Here is a 19,353-nt window from a genome sequence, read left to right as displayed (position 1 = left end):
CATCTGCTGACGGGACTGTATGATGCAAAAATGGATCATGCCCCCGTATTAGCGATTGCTGGTCAGGCAGAATCAACAGCCAGAGGGGCGAGCTATCAGCAGGAAATGAATCTGGATCGGATTTTTTCAGATGTGGCTAATTTCGTGCAGGAAGCGGCGTCTCCCGCTCAGGTGCGTCATCTTATCGACCGGGGTGTACGTATTGCTAAAGCGCAGAACGGTGTGGCTGTCCTCATCATCCCTAAAGATATCCAGGATGAAGAATGGCAGCCGCCTCAACACCTCCATGGTTTCACGCACTCAGGCCGTGGTTATCAGCGACCTAAGGTGCTCCCCTATGAGGCCGATCTGGCGCGCGCAGCTGAGATACTGAACGCAGGTAAAAAGGTCGCGATCCTTATAGGTTCAGGCGCGCGGAATGCTGCGGTAGAAGTGGTACAGGTAGCAAATATCCTGGGTGCAGGCGTGGCTAAAGCCCTGCTCGGAAAAGATGTACTGCCGGACGATGCGCCTTTTGTTACGGGCTCAATTGGTCTACTGGGCACAAAACCCTCGTGGGAACTTATGCAAAACTGCGACACGTTGCTCATGATCGGTAGCGGATTCCCCTGGACGGAGTTTCTGCCAGAAGAAGGCCAGGCGCGGGCCGTCCAGATTGATATCGATCCCGCCATGCTCGGACTGCGCTATCCCTGTGAGGTCAATCTCCATGGTGATGCAACAGAAACCCTTCGTGCATTATTGCCTTTGCTTACACATAAAGAAGACCGTAGCTGGCAAGAGGATATCGCTGTACAGATTCAGGCGTGGTGGAAGCAGATGGAGGAACGTGCCCTTGCGCCGGCAAACCCTGTGAACCCTCAACGGGTAGTGTGGGAAATGTCACCGCAGCTACCTGACAATGCAATCGTGACGTCGGACTCGGGCTCCTGCGCTAACTGGTTCGCTCGCGACTATCGCGTTAAGCAAGGGCAACGTGCCACGCTTTCGGGCGGGCTCGCCTGTATGGGAGCCGCAGTTCCTTATGCCATAGCGGCGAAGTTCGCGCATCCAGAACGGCCGGTGGTTGCTCTGGTGGGGGATGGTGCTATGCAGATGAATAATATGGCGGAGCTGATCACTATACAGAAATACTGGAAGCAGTGGTCTGATGGGCGCCTGATTGTATGCGTGTTCAATAATCAGGATCTGAATCAGGTGACGTGGGAGCAGCGCGTAATGGAGGGTAATCCCCGTTTTGATGCCACACAAGAGCTACCGGATGTAAAATACGCAGAATTTGCAGCCTCTCTGGGGCTGACAGGCATTTACGTTGATGACCCTGAGCAAATTGCCAGTGCATGGCAGCGTGCGTTAAGCGCAGATCGTCCGGTTGTCCTCGAAGTTAAAACTGATCCGGAAATAGCACCGCTTCCGCCCCACATTACTTTTAAGCAGGCGAAAGCCTTCATGTCATCCATGTCAAAAGGTGACCGCGGGACATCACAGGTGATAAAAGATACGGCCAGTCAGCTCTTTTCAAAGAAGAGTAATTAAGATAGGTAGCATGTTCAGAAGCCAGGCCTCTGAACATGCTAATGCAGATACTCATTTCCTCGGTCATTCATGTTCGCTTGTCTCCATCAACCTATCCTCACGCTCCAGGGGCTCAATAATTATGAATCAGTCACACCCGCATTCGCGTCATCTCCGATCCTCTATTAGGGTTAAAGAATGACACATTTGAAGGGAAAGATAATGACTCAGGAATCATTGACCAATGAGCTGGAACTGCTGGATAAATACTGGCGTGCTGCGAATTATCTTTCGGTGGGGCAGATTTATCTGATGAGCAACCCGCTGTTGCGCAACCCCCTTCTGCCTGAGCACATTAAACCCAGATTGCTGGGACATTGGGGTACCACTCCTGGCCTGAACTTCATTTATGCCCATCTGAACCGAATTATCCGTCAGCGCGATCTGGATTTGCTGTATGTTTGTGGCCCGGGCCACGGTGGGCCCGGGATGGTAGCAAACACCTGGCTTGAGGGAAGCTACAGTGAAGTTTACCCCCACATTAGTGAAGACGAAGCCGGAATGCAGCGTCTTTTCAAACAGTTTTCTTTCCCCGGCGGTATACCCAGTCATGCAGCGCCAGAGACTCCAGGCTCCATTAATGAGGGGGGAGAGCTGGGATACTCGCTGTCACACGCCTTCGGAGCGGCCTTTGATCACCCGGACCTTATCGTGCCCTGTGTTATAGGCGACGGAGAAGCAGAAACCGGCCCGTTGGCGGCTAGCTGGCACGGTATCAAATTCCTCAATGCCAGGCGTGATGGGACAGTATTACCCATTCTGCATCTTAACGGTTATAAAATCGCAAACCCTACCATCCTGGGACGCAGCAGTGATGAAGACCTGAAGCAACTCTTCAGCGGCTATGGCTATGAACCACTATTTGTCTGCGGCCATGAACCTGCCGATATGCACAGGCAAATGGCAAAGGCGCTGGATGTGGCTTTCACGAGCATTGCTGAATTTCAGGATGAAACGCGCAACGGGAGTGAACCTATGGCCGTTCCACGATGGCCCATGATTGTCCTTCGCAGCCCTAAAGGATGGACCGGGCCAAAGGAAGTTGATGGAAATAAAGTCGAGGACTTCTGGCGCGCGCATCAGGTGCCCGTTGCTGCGTGCAGGGAGGACGAATCGCATCGTCTGATACTTGAAAACTGGATGCGCAGTTATCAGCCAGATGAATTGTTCGACATAAGTGGCAGGCTTAAACCCGAGCTGCGGGCGCTAGTACCCGTGGGTAACAAACGTATGGGATCATCTCCTTATGCAAATGGGGGGCGTCTGCGACGCGAGCTCAGGACTCCCGACATCTATGATTTTGCGCTTGAGATTGGTCAACCCGGCAGCACCAGTGGTCAGGCGACTGAACTGTTTGGCCGTTATCTTAGCGAGATTTTCAGACGCAACCAGGATAACTTTCGCTTGTTTGGCCCGGATGAAACGGCTTCTAACCGTCTCTCACCGGTCTTCGATGTCACTGACCGTACATGGATGGAACCTATCAAAGATTATGATGAACAACTAGGCCGTGATGGCCGGGTGATGGAAATTCTTAGTGAACATCAGTGTCAGGGGTGGCTAGAAGGTTACCTGCTTACTGGCCGCCACGGGCTGTTTAACTGCTACGAAGCCTTTATCCATATTGTTGATTCAATGTTTAACCAGCACGCGAAATGGCTCAAGGTGACGCGTAAACTGGGCTGGCGGAAGCCTGTTTCATCGCTTAATTACCTGCTCTCTTCCCACGTCTGGCGACAGGATCATAACGGTTACAGCCATCAGGACCCGGGCTTCATCGATCACGTCGCCAATAAAAAAGCCGACATAGTACGAATCTATCTTCCGCCGGATGCCAACACGCTTCTGTGGGTAGGTGATCATTGTCTGCGTACCTGGGACCGCATCAATGTGATTGTTGCCGGTAAGCAGCCGTCACCTCAGTGGCTGGACATGGATAGCGCGATTGTTCATTGTGAAGCCGGCATGGGAGTATGGGAATGGGCCAGTAGTGCGGGTGAACCCGATGTCATTATGGCGTGTGCTGGCGATGTACCAACAATGGAAACGCTGGCAGCAGTCGATTTATTACGCGCCTATCTGCCCGACTTACGCATTCGCGTTGTGAATGTCGTTGATCTGCTTGCAATGCAGACACAAGAACAACATCCACATGGTAAATCCGAGGCTGAATTTGATGCCTTATTTACCTGCGACAAGCCGGTGATCTTTGCTTTCCACGGTTATCCCAGCTTAATTCACCGACTCACTTATCAGCGTAACAATCATCGAAACTTCCATGTGCATGGTTTTAATGAAGAAGGGGCTACAACCACACCTTTCGATATGACCGTGCTGAACGAACTGGATCGCTATCATCTGGCACAGGCAGCGATAATTCATGTGCCGGGGCTGGCTGACCGCCATCCAGAACTACTTGACGATCTTCAGGAACGTATTGCTGAACATCATCGATACGTCCGGGAGAATGGGGACGATCTACCTGAAGTAAAAAATTGGATATGGAAGGGGACTGAATAGATTAATTGGAAGAGACGTCTCCGCATACGAGTAGGGTAAATTTCACAGTCAGTGATTATGCCTTAAATACGTTTAATTATCCGTAATTCAAGGAAGTCAATACTACGTGCTTGACGGTAAGTGTATTATGATGTTTTTATGGTTTATTATCAAAGGATTATTAAATTTCGCAAAATCATAATTATGTTTATATCAGCAGTTTAAATATCTTGGACCGTGGACCTGATCGCCTGGCAGGAAGAAAACGGTGCGCCGGTTAACGGTCACTACCTGCGCGGCAACTTCGGCACTTTTTTGCCAGCAAGTCCTGCAGCATGGCCTTGTCGAGGCTCAGGTCGGCAACCAGCTTTTTAAGGCGAAGGTTTTCTTCCTCGAGCTGCCGCATGTGCTTGAGTTCTGAAAGAGAAATCCCGCCGTACTTTTTCGCCAGGTGTAAAACTTGGCGTCTTAGATGCCCAGCTTGCGACAGACTTCGGGCACGGGCGTACCCTGCTCAGCCTGCTTCAGGGCAAAGACAACCTGCTCTTCGGTGAATCGTGACTTTTCCATCGGCACAAACTCCGCTCGGGGAAGTGAATACCATGCCGGAATTCTGTTTCTGAATGGAGCAGGATTTCGGGTTAGGGTCACTCATAAAGGAGGGGATAGAAGTTAAAAACAATACGCTAAGTCACAAATATGACGGGCTTAAATCTTCAGTATCTTTAGCTTACTTGACTCAACCTATTCTGCTACTGGCATCTGCCTGAGCAGATGCCAGTAGATGATCAGAACACGACCGAATAATTCAGGCCAAAAGTCCTGCCGCGTCCTTTATAAGTATAGAGTCCGGCATCACCATAGGTCGGGCTGTACAACCCCGGTGCGCGTTGTCCCCACGCAGTGGTGTAATCCTTGTCCAGCAGGTTCTCGACGCTAAAGCTGAGTTTTCCAACCGGCAGTGCGTAACTCCCCAGGAAATCAACGGTGTTATAGCCATTAATTTTCTTGCCATCAGCATCGGAAACATCGAAGGTTTGCGTGCTCTGTACCCGCAGATTCCAGTCGCCCGGTGCCCAGTTCAGCCAGGCACTGAATTTAGACGGGCTGGCGCTGTCGATAGTCAGCTTCTCCCATTTTCCGTCGACGCGCGTTTCTGATTTGATGATGTTGAAATTCGAGCCACTGCTCCATTCACTGTCACTGAAGAAATAATCGACCTGACCCTCAACGCCATAAATCCGTCGCTTATCGTCGTCCAGATTAATGGTCATGTCGGTTTTATTGATGCTGATGGTTTTGTCTGAAAGTGAATAGTAAGCCGCCAGCTGTGTACGCAGATTATCACCGGTGAAGCGCCAGCCGAGCTCGTAGGCATCAACTTTAATGCCGTCCAGTTTAGAGTTATTCACGTTAACGCTGTTGGTCAGGTTGTAATGCCCGTTCTCCAACTGGTAGGTACCTGAGCCGTAATATTTCGCCAGATCCGGAATTTCAAAGCCCTGGGAGAAGTTAAACCAAACCTGCTGGCGCTCGGTAATGCGGCCCAGGATCCCCGCGTTTAACAGCAGATTATTGTAATTGGTTGAGCCACCCGGTACGGCGTCAGCCGATGTTGCAATACCAGTGGCTAAGGCCTGCTGCTGGGCGTAGCCAACAAAATCATCCACTTTGTTTTTCGTGTACTGATAACGCACACCGCCGCTTAGCGTGATGGCATCAATGTCATAGCTGGACTGCAGGAAAGGCGCAAGGTTGGTGATGCTGTAGCCCGGATATCGGCCAACGTTATAGGCGTTTTCCAGCGTCATCCCGCCGCTCTGCGCCGCAGTGTTCAGGTCAAAGAACTGCTGATTGGCATCGAAAGTTTCGTGCTCAGCATCGACACCATACGTCAGCGAAAGCGAATCAACGGGCTTGCTGTTTATAGTCAGCTTACCGCCGTAGAAATCCGTCTTCTGCTGTGACGCGCCAATACTGGTTACCCGACCACCGCTGAGAGTGGGGAAGGGGTAGAAAGTCAGGTTTTCATCACGATAGTAAATCTGCGCTACTAAATCCTGGCCGAGAAAATCAGTGTTAGAGTACTGCAGGTTTATCAGGTGGCGTTCAGTGCCGGGCAGGCGATCGGAGTTGAGATTACCAGCGTTATAGGCGTTACCCGAACCGGTCACCGCCGAGAAGTTCTCGCCCAGATACAGCCCGTGCTTACCATCCGATTCACTTTTGAAATATTGCGTGGTGAGCTGCAACTGCTGGTTTTCATCGATGTTCAGCGTTCCGGTGCCCATCAGATCCAGACGGTCCGAATACTGCAGCCCGGTCTGGGTATTATCGATGATCACCTCATCGCCTTTGCCGTCATACCAGCCGCCATAACGCTGATAAGCCACGGACACACGACCGGAGGCCTTGTCGTTACCTCCGCTCACGGCCGCAGCGATATTCTCATCATGATCGTTATGGCTGTTAAAGCCGCTCTTGGTACCGGTTTGCAACTCCACTTCGGTGCCTGCCTGGCCTTTTTTGGTGACGATGTTAATCAGGCCACCGGTGCTGCCGCCGCCGTAGAGTGAGGTCGCGCCGGAAATCACCTCAATACGCTCAATGTTGAAGGGATCGATGGAATCAAGCTGGCGGCTGTCGCTGCGTGATGAGTTTAGGCGGACACCGTCTACCATTACCATCATGGAACGACCACGCATGTTCATACCGTAGTTGGTTCGGCCCTGACTGCTGACGTCCATGCCCGGAATGAGTTGCGCCAGCACTTCTTTCAACTCTTTACCACCCTGAACCTGCTGCTCGATTTCAGCCTGCTCAATTATCCACGTGGTCTGCGCCATTTCCGCAACGCTGCGATGGGCGCGGCTGGCGGAGACGACCAGCTGGTCTTCATTAGGCTCTTCAGCCCAGGCGCCGGAAGAGAGCATCGCCAGCAAACATGGTTTTAAAACCCAGAGATATGGCTGTTTCATTTGTTATTTTTTTCCGATGAAGTGTTCAACATTGAACTGAATTAACGGGTCGTTGACGATCCTGACCATTTACCTCTGGCTGCTGTGTGCGCCATTGGATTACGCCAGGAGTGGTAGTCAGCTCGAAGGGTTCATCCGGATGCGCGCGATTGAGAATGCGTGCGGCACGCCAGGCCATCAGGCTGAGTTGAGGTTCCGCAATGCCCAGGCTTTGCATCCCGACGTTGACGGCGAAAAGGCGATTGTTCGATGGACCGTTCCAGTTAAGCGTGAAATCGGTGTTAATCTGGAAGCTTTCATCCGGGTCCAGCTGCAATCGATGGGCAATGGGCGCAAGAAAAGCAGGGCGGGCTGGACGGTAACCAGTAGCAAAAATCACCACATCGGTGGCCAGCTGTTCTTCCCCATGATCGAGTTGATGGCAAAGTGTCAGGCGCTGATGACCCCCATTCTCTGCAATATGGGTAACCGAACGGGATGGCATTAAATGTGCCCAGGGCTTTTCACGCAAAACCTCAAAGCGGTGGTACATTGCCCGATAGATTGCGAGCAGTGATTCCGTTGTAATGCCGTCAGACGTCATTTTTTGTTCATTCAGCATCTGCTGGCGAGCGCTTTCACCCAAGGTTGAGAAACTCTCAAGATATTCCGGGGTGAAGTACTCATTGGCAAAGGCGGCTTCGTCTAGCGCATTGAAGTTATTTCTACGCGAAACCCAGTTCAGCGCAGCGGGCTGGCCCCATTCGCCTCGGAAGGTATTCAGAAATAAATCGGCACCGCTCTGACCGCCGCCGACAATAGTGACGCGTTTTCCCCTTAAATCTGGCCGGCGAAGCATCATCTCGCTGGCGTGGAAGCAGCGATCGCTTTGCTCTGTGACGCACCCTGGCAGATTTGCCTGTTTACCAATGCCAAGACAAACATGACGCGCCTGGAAACGTTCCTGAGCGGTTTCAACAGTGAACAGTTGAGCCACATCATTGAAACTAACGCAGGTGACCGACTGATTGAATGCCAGATTACTGAGTCGTGTGGCCGCCCAGGCGAGGTAATCAGAAAACTCCTCGCGGGACACTGTGCGTTGTTCGGTGGTCAGAAAACGGTAGAATTTTTTACGCTGTACCAGATAGTTAACGAAGCTATAGCGATTTGTTGGCTCCACCGCGCTCACCAGATCTTTAAGAAAGCTGGTTTGCATGGAGCAGTCGGGCACCATCATGCCAGGATGCCAGGCGAACTGAGGCTTGCGTTCGAGAAAAAGGGAGGTAAATCCTTCCAGCCCTTCAGCCAGTGCAGCAACGCTCAGGTTGAATGGACCAATGCCTATACCTATAAAATCGTACGTTTTCATTTTTCTGACTCCCGGGTGACCAGATAGAGGGGGTTATCAAGATTGATAAGATAATTTGGCAGCATGCGGTTACCGCGGTCATGCTCAGAAAAAGTGAGTTTTACCGGATTAAGGACCACACGAATGATTTGCGGTCTGAACAGGTCGAACAGCGCAAAGCGTTCGGCCATCGCCGGATGCTGGGCCATATATCGCTGAAGAACATCCGCCAGAAGCCGGTAAAAATGCGTTTCACTGATGCCTGATCGCAGAGTGAGACGGGAGATGAAACGCAGCACGGTGACAAAGTGCCCGGTCTGTAAGTCATGGATCAGGTAGTCTGCGCTGAGTCTTGCCGTCACCTCTTTGACGGGTTCAGGCAATGATGCCGCCTCCGGGAAAGTTTTATCGACTAGGCGCATGTCGCCCTGGAAATCCTTGAGCAGAATGCGCTGCGGAATGTTGTCTTTCATCACCAGCGTGACATTCTGCCCATGTGCAATCAGCGCAACGCCATAACGGCACATCAGGTGATAGAAGGGGATCACCACGACTTCAAACATTCGGATAAGCCAGCTTTCTGCATTCAAATTAGAGCGTGAAATCCACGCATCGATAAGAGGGCGTTCAGCGTTATCCGTTTCCATCAATGCCGCCATCAGCACCGCCTGTTCGCCCTGTTGCAGATAATTGGAGGGGCTTTCTCGCCAGATGACACCCAGCATCTCCTGATAGCGATACGGTGCTTCAGTTAGTGCGGCGTAGCTCCCGTGCGCCAGATATCCTGCGGCCGGTTCTGCCAAGATTTGTGCACCAGAAGCCCGCAGCGTTTCATCTTGTGCAAATTGCTGCTTTAACCAGCCTGACGCGAGTGGGCCTGTGGCAATGTATTTACCCGGAATGCCGCGATAGCAGGAGGTATTATAAATGGTCAGCGGCAGTTTGATATCAAAACGCGCCGGGCGGCTTACATTGGTCAGCGTTCGGAGAGATTGCTGTGCCAGGTAGCTGTCACCAAATTCCCCCAGATCAATTATTTCGCGGCGAGCCAGATAAGGCAGGAAATGAATGGCGATTTTTTGCTGCCACTGCCAAGGATGAACGGGCACGGCTATCCAGTGCCCGTCGAGACTCAATGCTTGCCAGCATTGACGGAAGCGATTTAACTCGGCGTCGTCCATGGCGCTGGCCAGCAATGCTGAGATATCGCAATCCTCATCGTGACACCAAACGAATTTGTCGCGTCGCACAGCAATCCAGTGCAGACGGAAACGGTTCCGATACTCCGGCGCATAGGCACGCAATGCATCAATTCCCCATCCGCGACGCCCTTTATTGAAAATGAACTTAGGATGTCCGCCGAGCAGACATTGCAGTTCATCAGGGGCTAAATCGATCAGGTCTTCGGCGGTCAGCGACTGGCGCGCTTCCTGCAGTTGTAAATCACCGCGCAGTGTTGCGTAGAGATCCTCTAAATGCTCAGCCGTCTGGGCATCGTTCATCTCCAGTACAACGGCCAACTGATGCATCAGGGCATCGGCTTCGGTTGGACCGCCACTGAGCGAGGCTGGATCGATATGAAGCCACCCCCAGATGCCGCGACTTGCTGCAAATTCCCAGCACGCGTTGCCAATAGAAATCGTCCAGCGGTCCGGGCTCTTTTCGATGGCATACAACGCATGCTCATACTCGAGTTCAGCGAGAATCTTGGCGATCATCTCGCGATTAACCTGCTCCCATATCACAAGCCGACCTCCGTAAAGAAATGCTGGCGTTCACTCATTACCAAACGCGAACGTTTGTGAGGGAAGTCGAACTCCTTCAGCGTGTGGTAGCCGGCAACAGGAAGATGGCGGAACAAACGATGATTGTCGTAGCGCGGTTCAGCCACCACGCGTTGGGTGCGCGGTTCGTCGAGAAAAAGATAGTGTGTCAGCCCGCGCAACCAACTACGGATATGGTGCGGGCCGCGCCACCTTTCTTCCCCCACCAACATGTGCAAACCGCGATCATAAGGCTGCCAGCGATAATGGCGACCAATACGATCCTCGGCTGCCCAGTAAACTTCGAAATAGCCAAACGGATGATCGTCAAAGCAGCCAATCAGCGGATAGCAGTAAGCTGAGTCGAGCTGTTTACGCAGGTAGGTTTCTTGCTCCGGCCCGGCCATCTCCCAGAAGGCATTGACGCGAGGTTCGTTCATCCACCGAGTCAGGCACGCGGAGTCCTGTGTGACATCAGCCACGCGGAAACTGAGTGTTCGCTTAATTTGTGGATCGTAACGGCGATATACCTCGCCTTCTGGACGAGCCGGACGCACGGGATAATACAGCTGGCGTTCCTGTTCAAATTGCATCTTGCCGCTGGTAACCCGGTGCTCGCCGCAGCGCCAGACTGGTAACTGCCAAAAGGTTTCACGTGAGAAGTAGTCGCCGTGGATAGCGTCAAAGAGTTGCTGCGCCTGAGGTTCGTGTTGCCACTGTTCCCAGGGGAGGTGAATACCATTGAGGTACGGTGCAGCAACCAGTAACTGGTCGACGGCATCGACAAGCCAACCGGACGGAATAGACGTGACAAGCGGTAAAGATGCGCTGTTATCCAGCCCGAGCAGTAACGGTAAGGCCTGTTCCGAAAGTGTGCAGTGAAACCCCTGATTTACATGAACAATATTTGCCTGTGGCATCATGCATTCTCCCTGTAAAACGGATTCTGGAAATCGAAATAGATCACCGCCGGATTGACGATGGTGTTTTCGTTATGATCGTGGAGGTAGCAATGGAAGTTGCCCTTGCAGTTCCAGTGTTTGCTATCGAGCACGTAATCGAGGGTGCGCGTATCAATGACGTGGTTACGCAGGGCAGTCAGCTTGTCGCGGACCTGATCCATAAGGTGCCGTTCAGTGGCAAAGCCAGCTGCGCCAAGCGCTGCAGTGACGGCAAGGGTTGAGTTCACTAACAGGTAGTAAGGGAAGTAGCGCAGCACCTGCTCCCGACTGAAGCGGTTTTCTGCGTCGGCTTCGTCAATGTCAGCAAGCCAGTCGCTGGCATTGTCTGTAAAGCCGCTCCCCTGGCAGTCTCGATACAGCAAGCCGATGGGGAGATCTTCCTGCATTTCTACCAGGATATTTTGCTGATGCGCCAGCAACACGAGGCCGAAGTTGGCTTCAGTGCTGAACAGGGGAAGCAGCACGTGATCGCAATAGGCATTTAACCAGCATTGCGCCGCTTGAGTTAATGACAGTCCCAGTCTGATGCTCAGCCTTCTGACTGCCGCGGCCAGCAGGCTATCCCCCCCATCAGGCGCAGCCTGGGTCAGGCTGACCAGCACATTGGTTTGTGTTGCTGGCATGTCGAAAAGCAGGTTTACGCGAAGTGCCATCAGACTCTCTTCCTGGATGGCACCCTCTTCATTCCGTAACCCGGCCCAGCCATCTTCCTGCATAACCCTCATGGTGGGATGTTGCAGCTGCAAAGCCTGCCAGCGTGCTGTCTGAGCAAGGCGAGCAAGACGCATTCCGCGTTTCACCTCCTTGACTGACAAGGTCCGTACAGAGTTGGTCAAACGAACGCTAAGCGAAAACTTGATCATGTCGTTGCTGGCGGGGGAATAAAGCGAGCGTGATGAACTGGTGGGAAACCAGCTACTACCGGCCTCACCTAAATCCGACACTGCACCGTGAGTAACCAGCTGCTGGCACCAGGATTGCGACAGCAAATGTTGTGCCTGCCAGGGGTGCATCGGTACCAACCAGTGTGTATCAGAAAAATGGTGCAGCAAGCCCGGCGCATTCTGGGCGGCAATGCGCAGTAATCTGGCGCGTAGTGTCAAACCGAGGCTTTCACCGGCAATGTACTGGCATTCAACAGATAACCAACGCAACGGGAATCTAGACCCAAATTCAGGAAGGTAGCGGAGTGCCTCAGCGTCATTGAAAGGCTCATGCGATTTTGGCGCAGGATGGAATGCATGTCCCACAAGGAGGGCCTGTTCAGCGTCGGAGAAAGCAAGAGGTCTTAACCGTAAATCAGACCAGCGATGACGAAGTCTGATGGCCTGCCAGGTATTGGTATGACTTGCAAGCACCCGCTGCTGGAACCGCTTGATGACGTTCCTGTTCAATTCCGTCCGGATTGCGGGTTTTTCCAGGATCAATGACACCCAGGTCTGGACGTTAACAGGTTCACCCTCAGGGGACGAATGGCTGATGAGCAGGGCAGGGAACTGATACTGATGATGCTGTGTTGGAGAAAAATAGCGCAGTGGAAAAGAGAGGGAATGAGATGACGATAGCGGGAGGTGAATGTGTTCTTTATGACCTGGGAGGGCCTCTGATACATGCTTCCAGTCACGAGTTTCCCGGAAAAGCGCATTAAGAAAGCACTGTGCCGCCACGTCCACATCCGACGACTGGGGTATAGGATTCATAAGATAATCTCGCATATCAACTGATAATGATTATCGTTATGATAAGTATTCCATTTACATTGACAACTGTTTTTGCAATATTTACATACAGTTTATGTCAGATATCTCCCTATATTTAACGGTGTATTTACAATTAAATGTCGGTTATTTCGGTTTTGTTTAGCAAGAGAGTGATAAGAAAATCCTCTTGGCCCCTTGCCCTTTGCGCCGGGTTGTTGGGAATTGGTCAGAACGGCTTACTGGTCGTGCTGCCACTTCTTGTGGAGATGACCGGTCTGACACTGTCAACATGGGCGGGTTTATTACTCTTTGGTTCTATGCTCTTTCTGCCGGCCTCTCCCTGGTGGGGGCGAGTGTCCGAAGTCAGGGGATGTAAATATGTTGTTGTGGCGTCGCTTGCCGGGTATTTGTTGAGCTTTGGCGTACTGGCTTCTGTGGTTGGCCTGATGTCAGAAAAAGTACTGGGTACAGGTATGGGGCTCGCGGGCTTACTCCTCTCCCGCGTCATTTATGGTCTGTCCGTATCGGGCATGGTGCCTGCGGCGCAAACCTGGGCAATGCAACGATCGGGGCCGGAGCAGCGAATGGCCGCACTGGCCACTATCAGTTCCGGTATCAGTTGTGGAAGATTGGTGGGCCCCCCTCTGGCCGCATTGACATTGGGCTTTGGCCCTATGGCGCCTTTATGGTTAATGGCAATTGCGCCTTTATTCGCATTGATACTGATAGGCGGTCAATACGGTGATCCCCCTCTTGGTGTAATTCCACACCAATCCGCGCGTTTTCAAAGCCGATTGCTGCCAATTATGTGCTTGGCTCTGTTGCTCGCGATCGGTATCAGCCTGATGCAGATTGGTCTCTCACCCCTGCTGAGTGATTTTATTAAACAGCCAGATACCGTCAGCCATCATCTGGCCTGGCTACTTAGTCTGGCAGCGGTAAGCACATTACTGGCACAATTTCTGGTGGTGCGACCGCAGCGCCTGGCCATTACTCCGCTGATATTTGTTGCGGCGTTATTGATGAGCGCTGGGTTGGCCATAATGATGATAGGCAATTTCCCGGCGTTATATGCAGGGATTATGATGACCTCTTATGGTGCCGCGTTGGCCACGCCGGCCTATCAGTTACTGATAAACCAACAGCTATCCATCGGTAAAGGAGCCGGTCTGATAGCGACCAGCCATACGCTTGGTTATGGGATCAGTGCGGTGTTGGTTCCCTTCATCACGTGGTTTGCAGGACAGCGCAGTTTGATCACGGGTGCCTGGGGGGCATCAATGTTGTTCTTGATATTGACCTGCTGGCTGGTGTTCATCTCTAAAACAAAAAATGAGCGCTGAGCGCCTGGGTTGAAAATAAATATGGCCATCGTTCCCGGTTACCGTGTATTCAATGTCACGCTTCTGCACAAGAGATGGCTGACGCCTTCACTGATGAGTTGTGTATTCACCGGTGACCAGGTGGAGAAGATGAAGATGGATGGCCCCGATCAGCGCATCAAAATACTCTTCCCCTCCTCAAACGGTCTCCCCTCATCCTTAACGGATGACGCCGACTGGTGGGGGCAATTCAGAGGCCTGCCCCCCGAACAACGCCCGATATCTCGTACTTATACGCTGCGTCACGTCAATGCGGCTGAAAGCCAGATGGAAGTGGAGTTTGTCATTCATGGCACAGAAGGACCTGCATCAAGCTGGGTATTAAACGCTATGCCCGGCGATCCTCTGCAAATGGTTGCGCCTAACCGTGAACACAAGGCAGACAGCGGTGGTTATGAATGGAAACCGGCGACTGAAATAGAACGGGCGTTGATTATTGCCGATGAGACAGCGTTACCGGCAGTAAAGGGGATTTTGGCGCAACTGGATAAGATGCCTTTAGCACCCCAGGTACAGGTGTTTCAGGAGATACCTTCAGAGGATGACATCATTGATCTGGGCCACTATACGTTTGCTGAGATAGTCTGGTTACCACGTGACAGGATGAATGCTCCACACGGCACGGCATTATTGCAAGCGGTAAAAGAGCGTGTGTTGGTTCCAGAGTACGCGACGGACACTTGTGATAACGATGATAATGAAGCCGAACACGAGGTTTTGTGGCAAAGCGCAGCAGCGATTAATAATCGATTTTATGGGTGGGTGGCAGCGGAGTCCTCCGCTGTGAAACACCTTCGCCGTTATCTGGTCGGGGAGCGGAAAGTTGCGCCTGAAGTGATGAGTTTTATGGCGTATTGGTGTAAAGGTAAAGGGTATTTTTGATCATCAAAAGTGATATCAGTGTTTGTTTAAAAGGAATTCTGACAACGGATGTTGTGTTGAATTAGCTGCAATCGATTTCAATAAATATACCGCTTCATTGCCCGATATCTGAAACTGCACTCTATGCCGGGAGGCCCGTCTTTTCGCTCTTACTCTCCAGAGGAATGCGCAGGGTGGTCATCATCATCTCTAGCTGCGTCACGTACTTCGCGTCGGACAGTGGCTTCAGGCGGTGGGAAACGGTGCCGGCGGCGTGGCGGCCGGCGCGGTGCTCAGCCTTCTCCTCGTGTTGCTTTAGCGTGGACAGCTGCAAGAACGGATACTGCTGGCGCAGCAGAAAGTCTCCTCTTGTCAGGACCACGCGCGCCGATATTCCACAGCGTGGTGAACAGAACCTTGAGCCGCAGGTCGGGCGAAAAGTGGAGCAGGGAGCTGACCTCCGGCGCCAGCAGGTACTTCGGCAGCTCGTCAACCAAGAGCGGCCATCTGACTTTACTAATAGGCTCTATTCACGAAGACAAATAGCCATACCTGACGCGATGGCTATTCGTCTGCCCAAATTATTTCTCCAACTGCGCCCAATAAACCCCCTGATAAGGCATATCAAGAAACTCTTCAAAAATCTGTTGCAAAGTGGATTCCGGGTCTACATCCCTGAATGCTTGCGGATAGAAAATCTTAGCAAAAACCTCAACCGCCACGACGTGAAGCGGACTGATGTAAAAGTTATGCCACAGGCTCCAGGCATTGCCCTGTTTAATTGCGCGCATTTGCGAGAGGAAAGGCTCCTCTGACAGAAGTTTTCTCAGCGATGCTTCCGCTTGTTGGGTATTGACCTGCGGCCCCAACTGGATACCGGGGCTATCCTCCGCTGAAGAGGTACCGGTGGTGATGTAAATATCGGGATCGGCGCTGATCACCGCCTCTGGATTCATCTGCCCGTACACCTGTTTAATGTAAGGTGTGGCGATATTATCGCCGCCGCTGAAGGCCAGTAAATCAGCCAGACTGCCGTGGGCCACCGTTATACAGCACACTTCTTTCTTGCCCAGATGCAGTTGGATCATCACTTTCGGCTTGGCGCTTTGTAATTGCATCACCCTGTCAGCAACCGCTTGCAGATGGCGCTGATAGAAAGCGATAAAGCGCGCGGTCTTCTGCGGACTGTTAAACACCGTGCCCAGTATTTTCAGGCTTGGCACCGAGTTCTTCAGCTGGTCCACGCGGAAATCGACATAGATATAAGGAATCTTCGCCATCTCAAGTTGCCGCTCCAGCTCGCTTCTACCGGGCTGCTGGCGCGCGTAATGAGGCAAAATAGCCAGATCTGGCTTTAATGCGATGATCTTTTCTACGTTGGATTGAGCGAAGCTGATGGTGCCAGTGGTCGGCACCCTGGTTAAAGCCGGGTATTTTGCCGTGAAGGCTTGCCAACTTTGTAGGTCATAAAATTTCATGTCAGTGGGCCAGCCTGCGATACGTGCAGAAGGATCGCCCTGATACACCAGCGCCAGGCTAAACAGCAGTCGGCTTTCGCCGAAGAAAACGCGTTGTGGGTTATCCGGCACCTCAACCTGTCGCCCGTAGATATCGGTGATTTCTCTGGCTTGCACTTTTGTCACCGTGAGCAGAAGCGACAGGAGAGTGAACATCATAAGTTGTGATGTGAGTTTTTTCATAAGTGATTAATCAGCTGAGAGGAAATACGGCAGACGAAGGCTCATCTGCCGTCACGTCATTAAAATTCGAACGAAGAGGAAAGGACAAAGGTTCTCGCCATACCAACCGCCAGCTGGCCACTGCCCGCCGCGCTCCAGTAACGTTTGTCGGTGACGTTATTCACGGTGAATCTGAAGGTGGCGTCGGTATTGGCCAGGCGCGTTTTATAGCTGGCGCCTAAGTTATACACCGTGTAGCTGCTCACGTACGCCTGGTTCAGGCTGTTCACCGGGCGCTTACCGACATAAGAAGCACCTGCATTGACTGCTACGCCAGGGAGCAAATCGAGGTTGTGGTTGATAAAGAAGTTAGCGGCTTTTTCCGGAGTATTCTCCGGGGCTTTACCGACCAGCGCGCTATTGGTTGAACTTGTCACCTCCGCGTCCAGCAGCATCAATGACGTGGTGATGGAGGTATTCGACGTCAAATCACCCTGTAGCGAGAACTCCCCGCCGCGATAACGAGCCTCACCATTGATCGAGTAAATATCGTTATCACCAGTGCTGGCTGAGGGTTGAGTCAGTTCAAAGTAGGCTGCCGTGGCAAACAGGCCATCCGTTAAACGGGTACGCACACCAATCTCTTTCTGCTTACTCACCACGGCTTTCAGTGATTCACCCGCATTGGCTGCCGTGGAGGGTGCCGTGCCGGCTGACTCGAGCCCTTCAACATAGCTTGCATAGAGACTGACATCAGGCGTGACTTTATAAACCACGCTCACCGCGGGGGTGAGTGCTTTGACTTTCTCACTGTCGGCGTCGAGTTGCTTGCTGGTATAACGTCCCCAGCGTAATGCCCCAGTCACCTGCCATTGATCATTCAGCGTTATCCAGTCCTGCAGGAACAGGCCGCCATCGCGCACCGTTTGTTCATTGAAGCCACGGTCGCGCAAGGTGTTTTTAGAACCGTTGGGTGAGCGCACCAGTGAAGTTACCGTGACAGGGTCATACATGTTCTGCGCGGCCGAATACATGGTGGTGTAAAAACTTGGCTGATAAAGGCGGTTCTGGCTGCCACCGACAAGCAGCTGGTGTTCTACCGAACCCGTCGAGAAGTTTCCTTTTACCTCCGCGCGCACGTTCTGATTGAGATAGTCCTGACCCGGCTGATCTGCACCATAAACGGTACCGTTACCCGTATTGGCATTGTAGCTGTCGAATACCCACAACCAGCGATCGCGCTTGGTGCGCGACTGACCCAGCGTCATCTTTCCTGACCAGTCATAGTTGAAGGCATACTCAGCCTGCAGCAGATGGGTTTCAGCCTCTGATTTTGTTGCCTTGCCGTTCATCGACAGTAATTTTTTCGGGTCAGGGATATTAGGCATGGTGACAATGCCATTGACCGCGGTCGGTGTCGCAATCGCCGCTTGTTCGGTAATACGCGCTTTTACTTTTTCGTAATCGTATTTGAGCAAAAGTTTGTCATTGACCTGCCAGTCGAGCGCCGCGCTGAAGAAGCGTTTATTCCCGTGATCGCCCTCGATGGGCAGATGGATATTATTGCTCATGGCGTTGATGCGAACGCCAAAGTTCTTCTCATCACCAAATCTGTCAGCAAGATCGACGTGTGCCAGTGATGACCCATTGTCATCAGTGGAAAATGTCACCGCTCTGACCGGGGTACTTCCGGCGCGTTTTGTCACCATATTGACGACGCCGCCTGGGGAAACGAAGCCGTAATAGAGTGCGGAGGCGCCTTTTAATACCTCAAAACGCTCTTTATCTTCCATGGGAATAGGCAGGTTGTTATCGAACGGCAGTACGCCGTTAAACATATAGCTGGCGCGGTTATCGAGATTAATACCTCGAATCGATAGCTGATCGTAGGCTACGCCACTTTGCTGCTGGCGTACTACGCCGGCCACGTTGCGTAATGCATCGTAAAGCCCCTGGCCTTGCTGCGCTTTGATAATTTCACTGGAAACCACGCTCACCGAATTCGGAACGTCCAGCATATCGCGTCCCTGATAAACACCGACGTCGGCATAGGTGGGTGCAAAACCACTCTGAGGCGGCGCATTGTTGGTAGCTGCCGTCACTTCAATGGTTCCTTCAGCGCTTGGTTTAGCACGTGATATTAATTTATCGGCATTCGCGTTGGCGCTTTGCGCTTTATTCGCCTCTGTCTGCGTATTCGTTTCAGCATTTCCTGATGCGCTAAAGGCAATAAAAGGCAGCCCCGCCATGGCTAAAACCAGGCGTTTCTTTTTAATTTTATGGAAACTCATTTTTTCCCCAGTGATGATGTCATTCAGTTAATTCAAAAATTTTTTTTCGATTTATTAATTCAACCTATCTCGCCATGTAAGGTGCCTGGTGCCATTGATGGCCAGATAAAAGCGGGTTACTGAAAGGTGGTTGATAGGAATGATTCTCATTCCAACATGAAGGCCTGTAGTAGTAAACAACATGGTAAAAATGCGCAGAGGCGGATGGCAGAAATGGGATTTATTAATGATTTTTCGATATTTTAACTCGTTGATATAAATAAATTAAATTTTCACACAAAGAATTTGTGGACATGCCTGCTCTGCAAAATTTGACGGACTGTAGTGCCTCAA

The 19,353-nt window shown here is 51.8% G+C and carries 11 protein-coding genes and 2 pseudogenes; 4 read left to right on the top strand and 9 right to left on the bottom strand.

What is annotated here, in order from left to right:
* A partial coding sequence (locus tag CRO19_RS24960) for a thiamine pyrophosphate-requiring protein (RefSeq protein ID WP_097098521.1) occupies window positions 1-1,536 on the top strand: 1,536 nt, incomplete at its 5' end.
* Between the two features lie 201 nt (window positions 1,537-1,737).
* Window positions 1,738-4,095, top strand: coding sequence for a phosphoketolase family protein (locus CRO19_RS24955; protein WP_097098504.1), 2,358 nt, complete (start codon window positions 1,738-1,740; stop codon window positions 4,093-4,095).
* Window positions 4,096-4,384: 289 nt separating this feature from the next.
* Here the strand turns inward: CRO19_RS24955 and CRO19_RS24950 are convergent.
* From CRO19_RS24950 to CRO19_RS24925, 6 genes and pseudogenes are all read right to left on the bottom strand, one after another.
* Window positions 4,385-4,644: pseudogene (locus CRO19_RS24950) on the bottom strand (transposase); the annotation flags it as partial.
* Between the two features lie 218 nt (window positions 4,645-4,862).
* Complete coding sequence (locus tag CRO19_RS24945; RefSeq protein WP_097098503.1) at window positions 4,863-7,052, bottom strand: TonB-dependent siderophore receptor; 2,190 nt, start codon at window positions 7,050-7,052, stop codon at window positions 4,863-4,865.
* A gap of 25 nt (window positions 7,053-7,077) precedes the next feature.
* A complete protein-coding gene (locus CRO19_RS24940) occupies window positions 7,078-8,403 on the bottom strand; it encodes a lysine N(6)-hydroxylase/L-ornithine N(5)-oxygenase family protein (protein ID WP_097098502.1) in 1,326 nt (441 codons plus the stop codon).
* Window positions 8,400-10,100, bottom strand: a complete 1,701-nt coding sequence (iucC, locus tag CRO19_RS24935) for an IucA/IucC family protein (protein ID WP_097098520.1) — start codon at window positions 10,098-10,100, stop codon at window positions 8,400-8,402. Before iucC ends, CRO19_RS24940 begins: the two co-directional genes overlap by 4 nt.
* Before the next feature lie 23 nt (window positions 10,101-10,123).
* Window positions 10,124-11,065 carry a GNAT family N-acetyltransferase gene (locus CRO19_RS24930; RefSeq protein WP_097098518.1) on the bottom strand — a complete coding sequence of 314 codons (942 nt, stop codon included), beginning with the start codon at window positions 11,063-11,065 and terminating at the stop codon, window positions 10,124-10,126.
* Window positions 11,065-12,807 (bottom strand): IucA/IucC family protein, encoded by a 1,743-nt coding sequence (locus CRO19_RS24925; RefSeq protein WP_097098519.1) that lies wholly within the window; start codon window positions 12,805-12,807, stop codon window positions 11,065-11,067. Before CRO19_RS24925 ends, CRO19_RS24930 begins: the two co-directional genes overlap by 1 nt.
* A 137-nt stretch (window positions 12,808-12,944) precedes the next feature.
* Between CRO19_RS24925 and CRO19_RS24920 the strand changes: the two genes are divergently transcribed.
* Both CRO19_RS24920 and CRO19_RS24915 read left to right on the top strand, forming a co-directional pair.
* Window positions 12,945-14,150, top strand: a complete 1,206-nt coding sequence (locus tag CRO19_RS24920) for an MFS transporter (protein ID WP_097098501.1) — start codon at window positions 12,945-12,947, stop codon at window positions 14,148-14,150.
* A gap of 21 nt (window positions 14,151-14,171) precedes the next feature.
* Window positions 14,172-15,071: a siderophore-interacting protein gene (locus CRO19_RS24915; protein ID WP_097098500.1), complete on the top strand. Its 900-nt coding sequence runs from the start codon at window positions 14,172-14,174 to the stop codon at window positions 15,069-15,071.
* Window positions 15,072-15,204: 133 nt separating this feature from the next.
* On the opposite strand, the pseudogene CRO19_RS24910 reads toward CRO19_RS24915, so the two are convergent.
* The 3 genes and pseudogenes from CRO19_RS24910 to CRO19_RS24900 all read right to left on the bottom strand — a co-directional run.
* Window positions 15,205-15,580: pseudogene (locus CRO19_RS24910) on the bottom strand (phage integrase family protein); the annotation flags it as partial.
* 51 nt (window positions 15,581-15,631) lie between these two features.
* Complete coding sequence (locus CRO19_RS24905) at window positions 15,632-16,684, bottom strand: ABC transporter substrate-binding protein (protein ID WP_320204565.1); 1,053 nt, start codon at window positions 16,682-16,684, stop codon at window positions 15,632-15,634.
* A gap of 125 nt (window positions 16,685-16,809) precedes the next feature.
* Complete coding sequence (locus CRO19_RS24900) at window positions 16,810-19,020, bottom strand: TonB-dependent siderophore receptor (protein WP_320204564.1); 2,211 nt, start codon at window positions 19,018-19,020, stop codon at window positions 16,810-16,812.
* Window positions 19,021-19,353: the final 333 nt, after the last annotated feature.

The organism is Candidatus Pantoea floridensis (assembly GCF_900215435.1).
Classification (GTDB): Bacteria; Pseudomonadota; Gammaproteobacteria; order Enterobacterales; family Enterobacteriaceae; genus Pantoea; species Pantoea floridensis.
The sequence above is the reverse complement of the archived record's forward strand: the minus strand, read 5'-3'. Positions and strand labels throughout refer to the sequence as shown.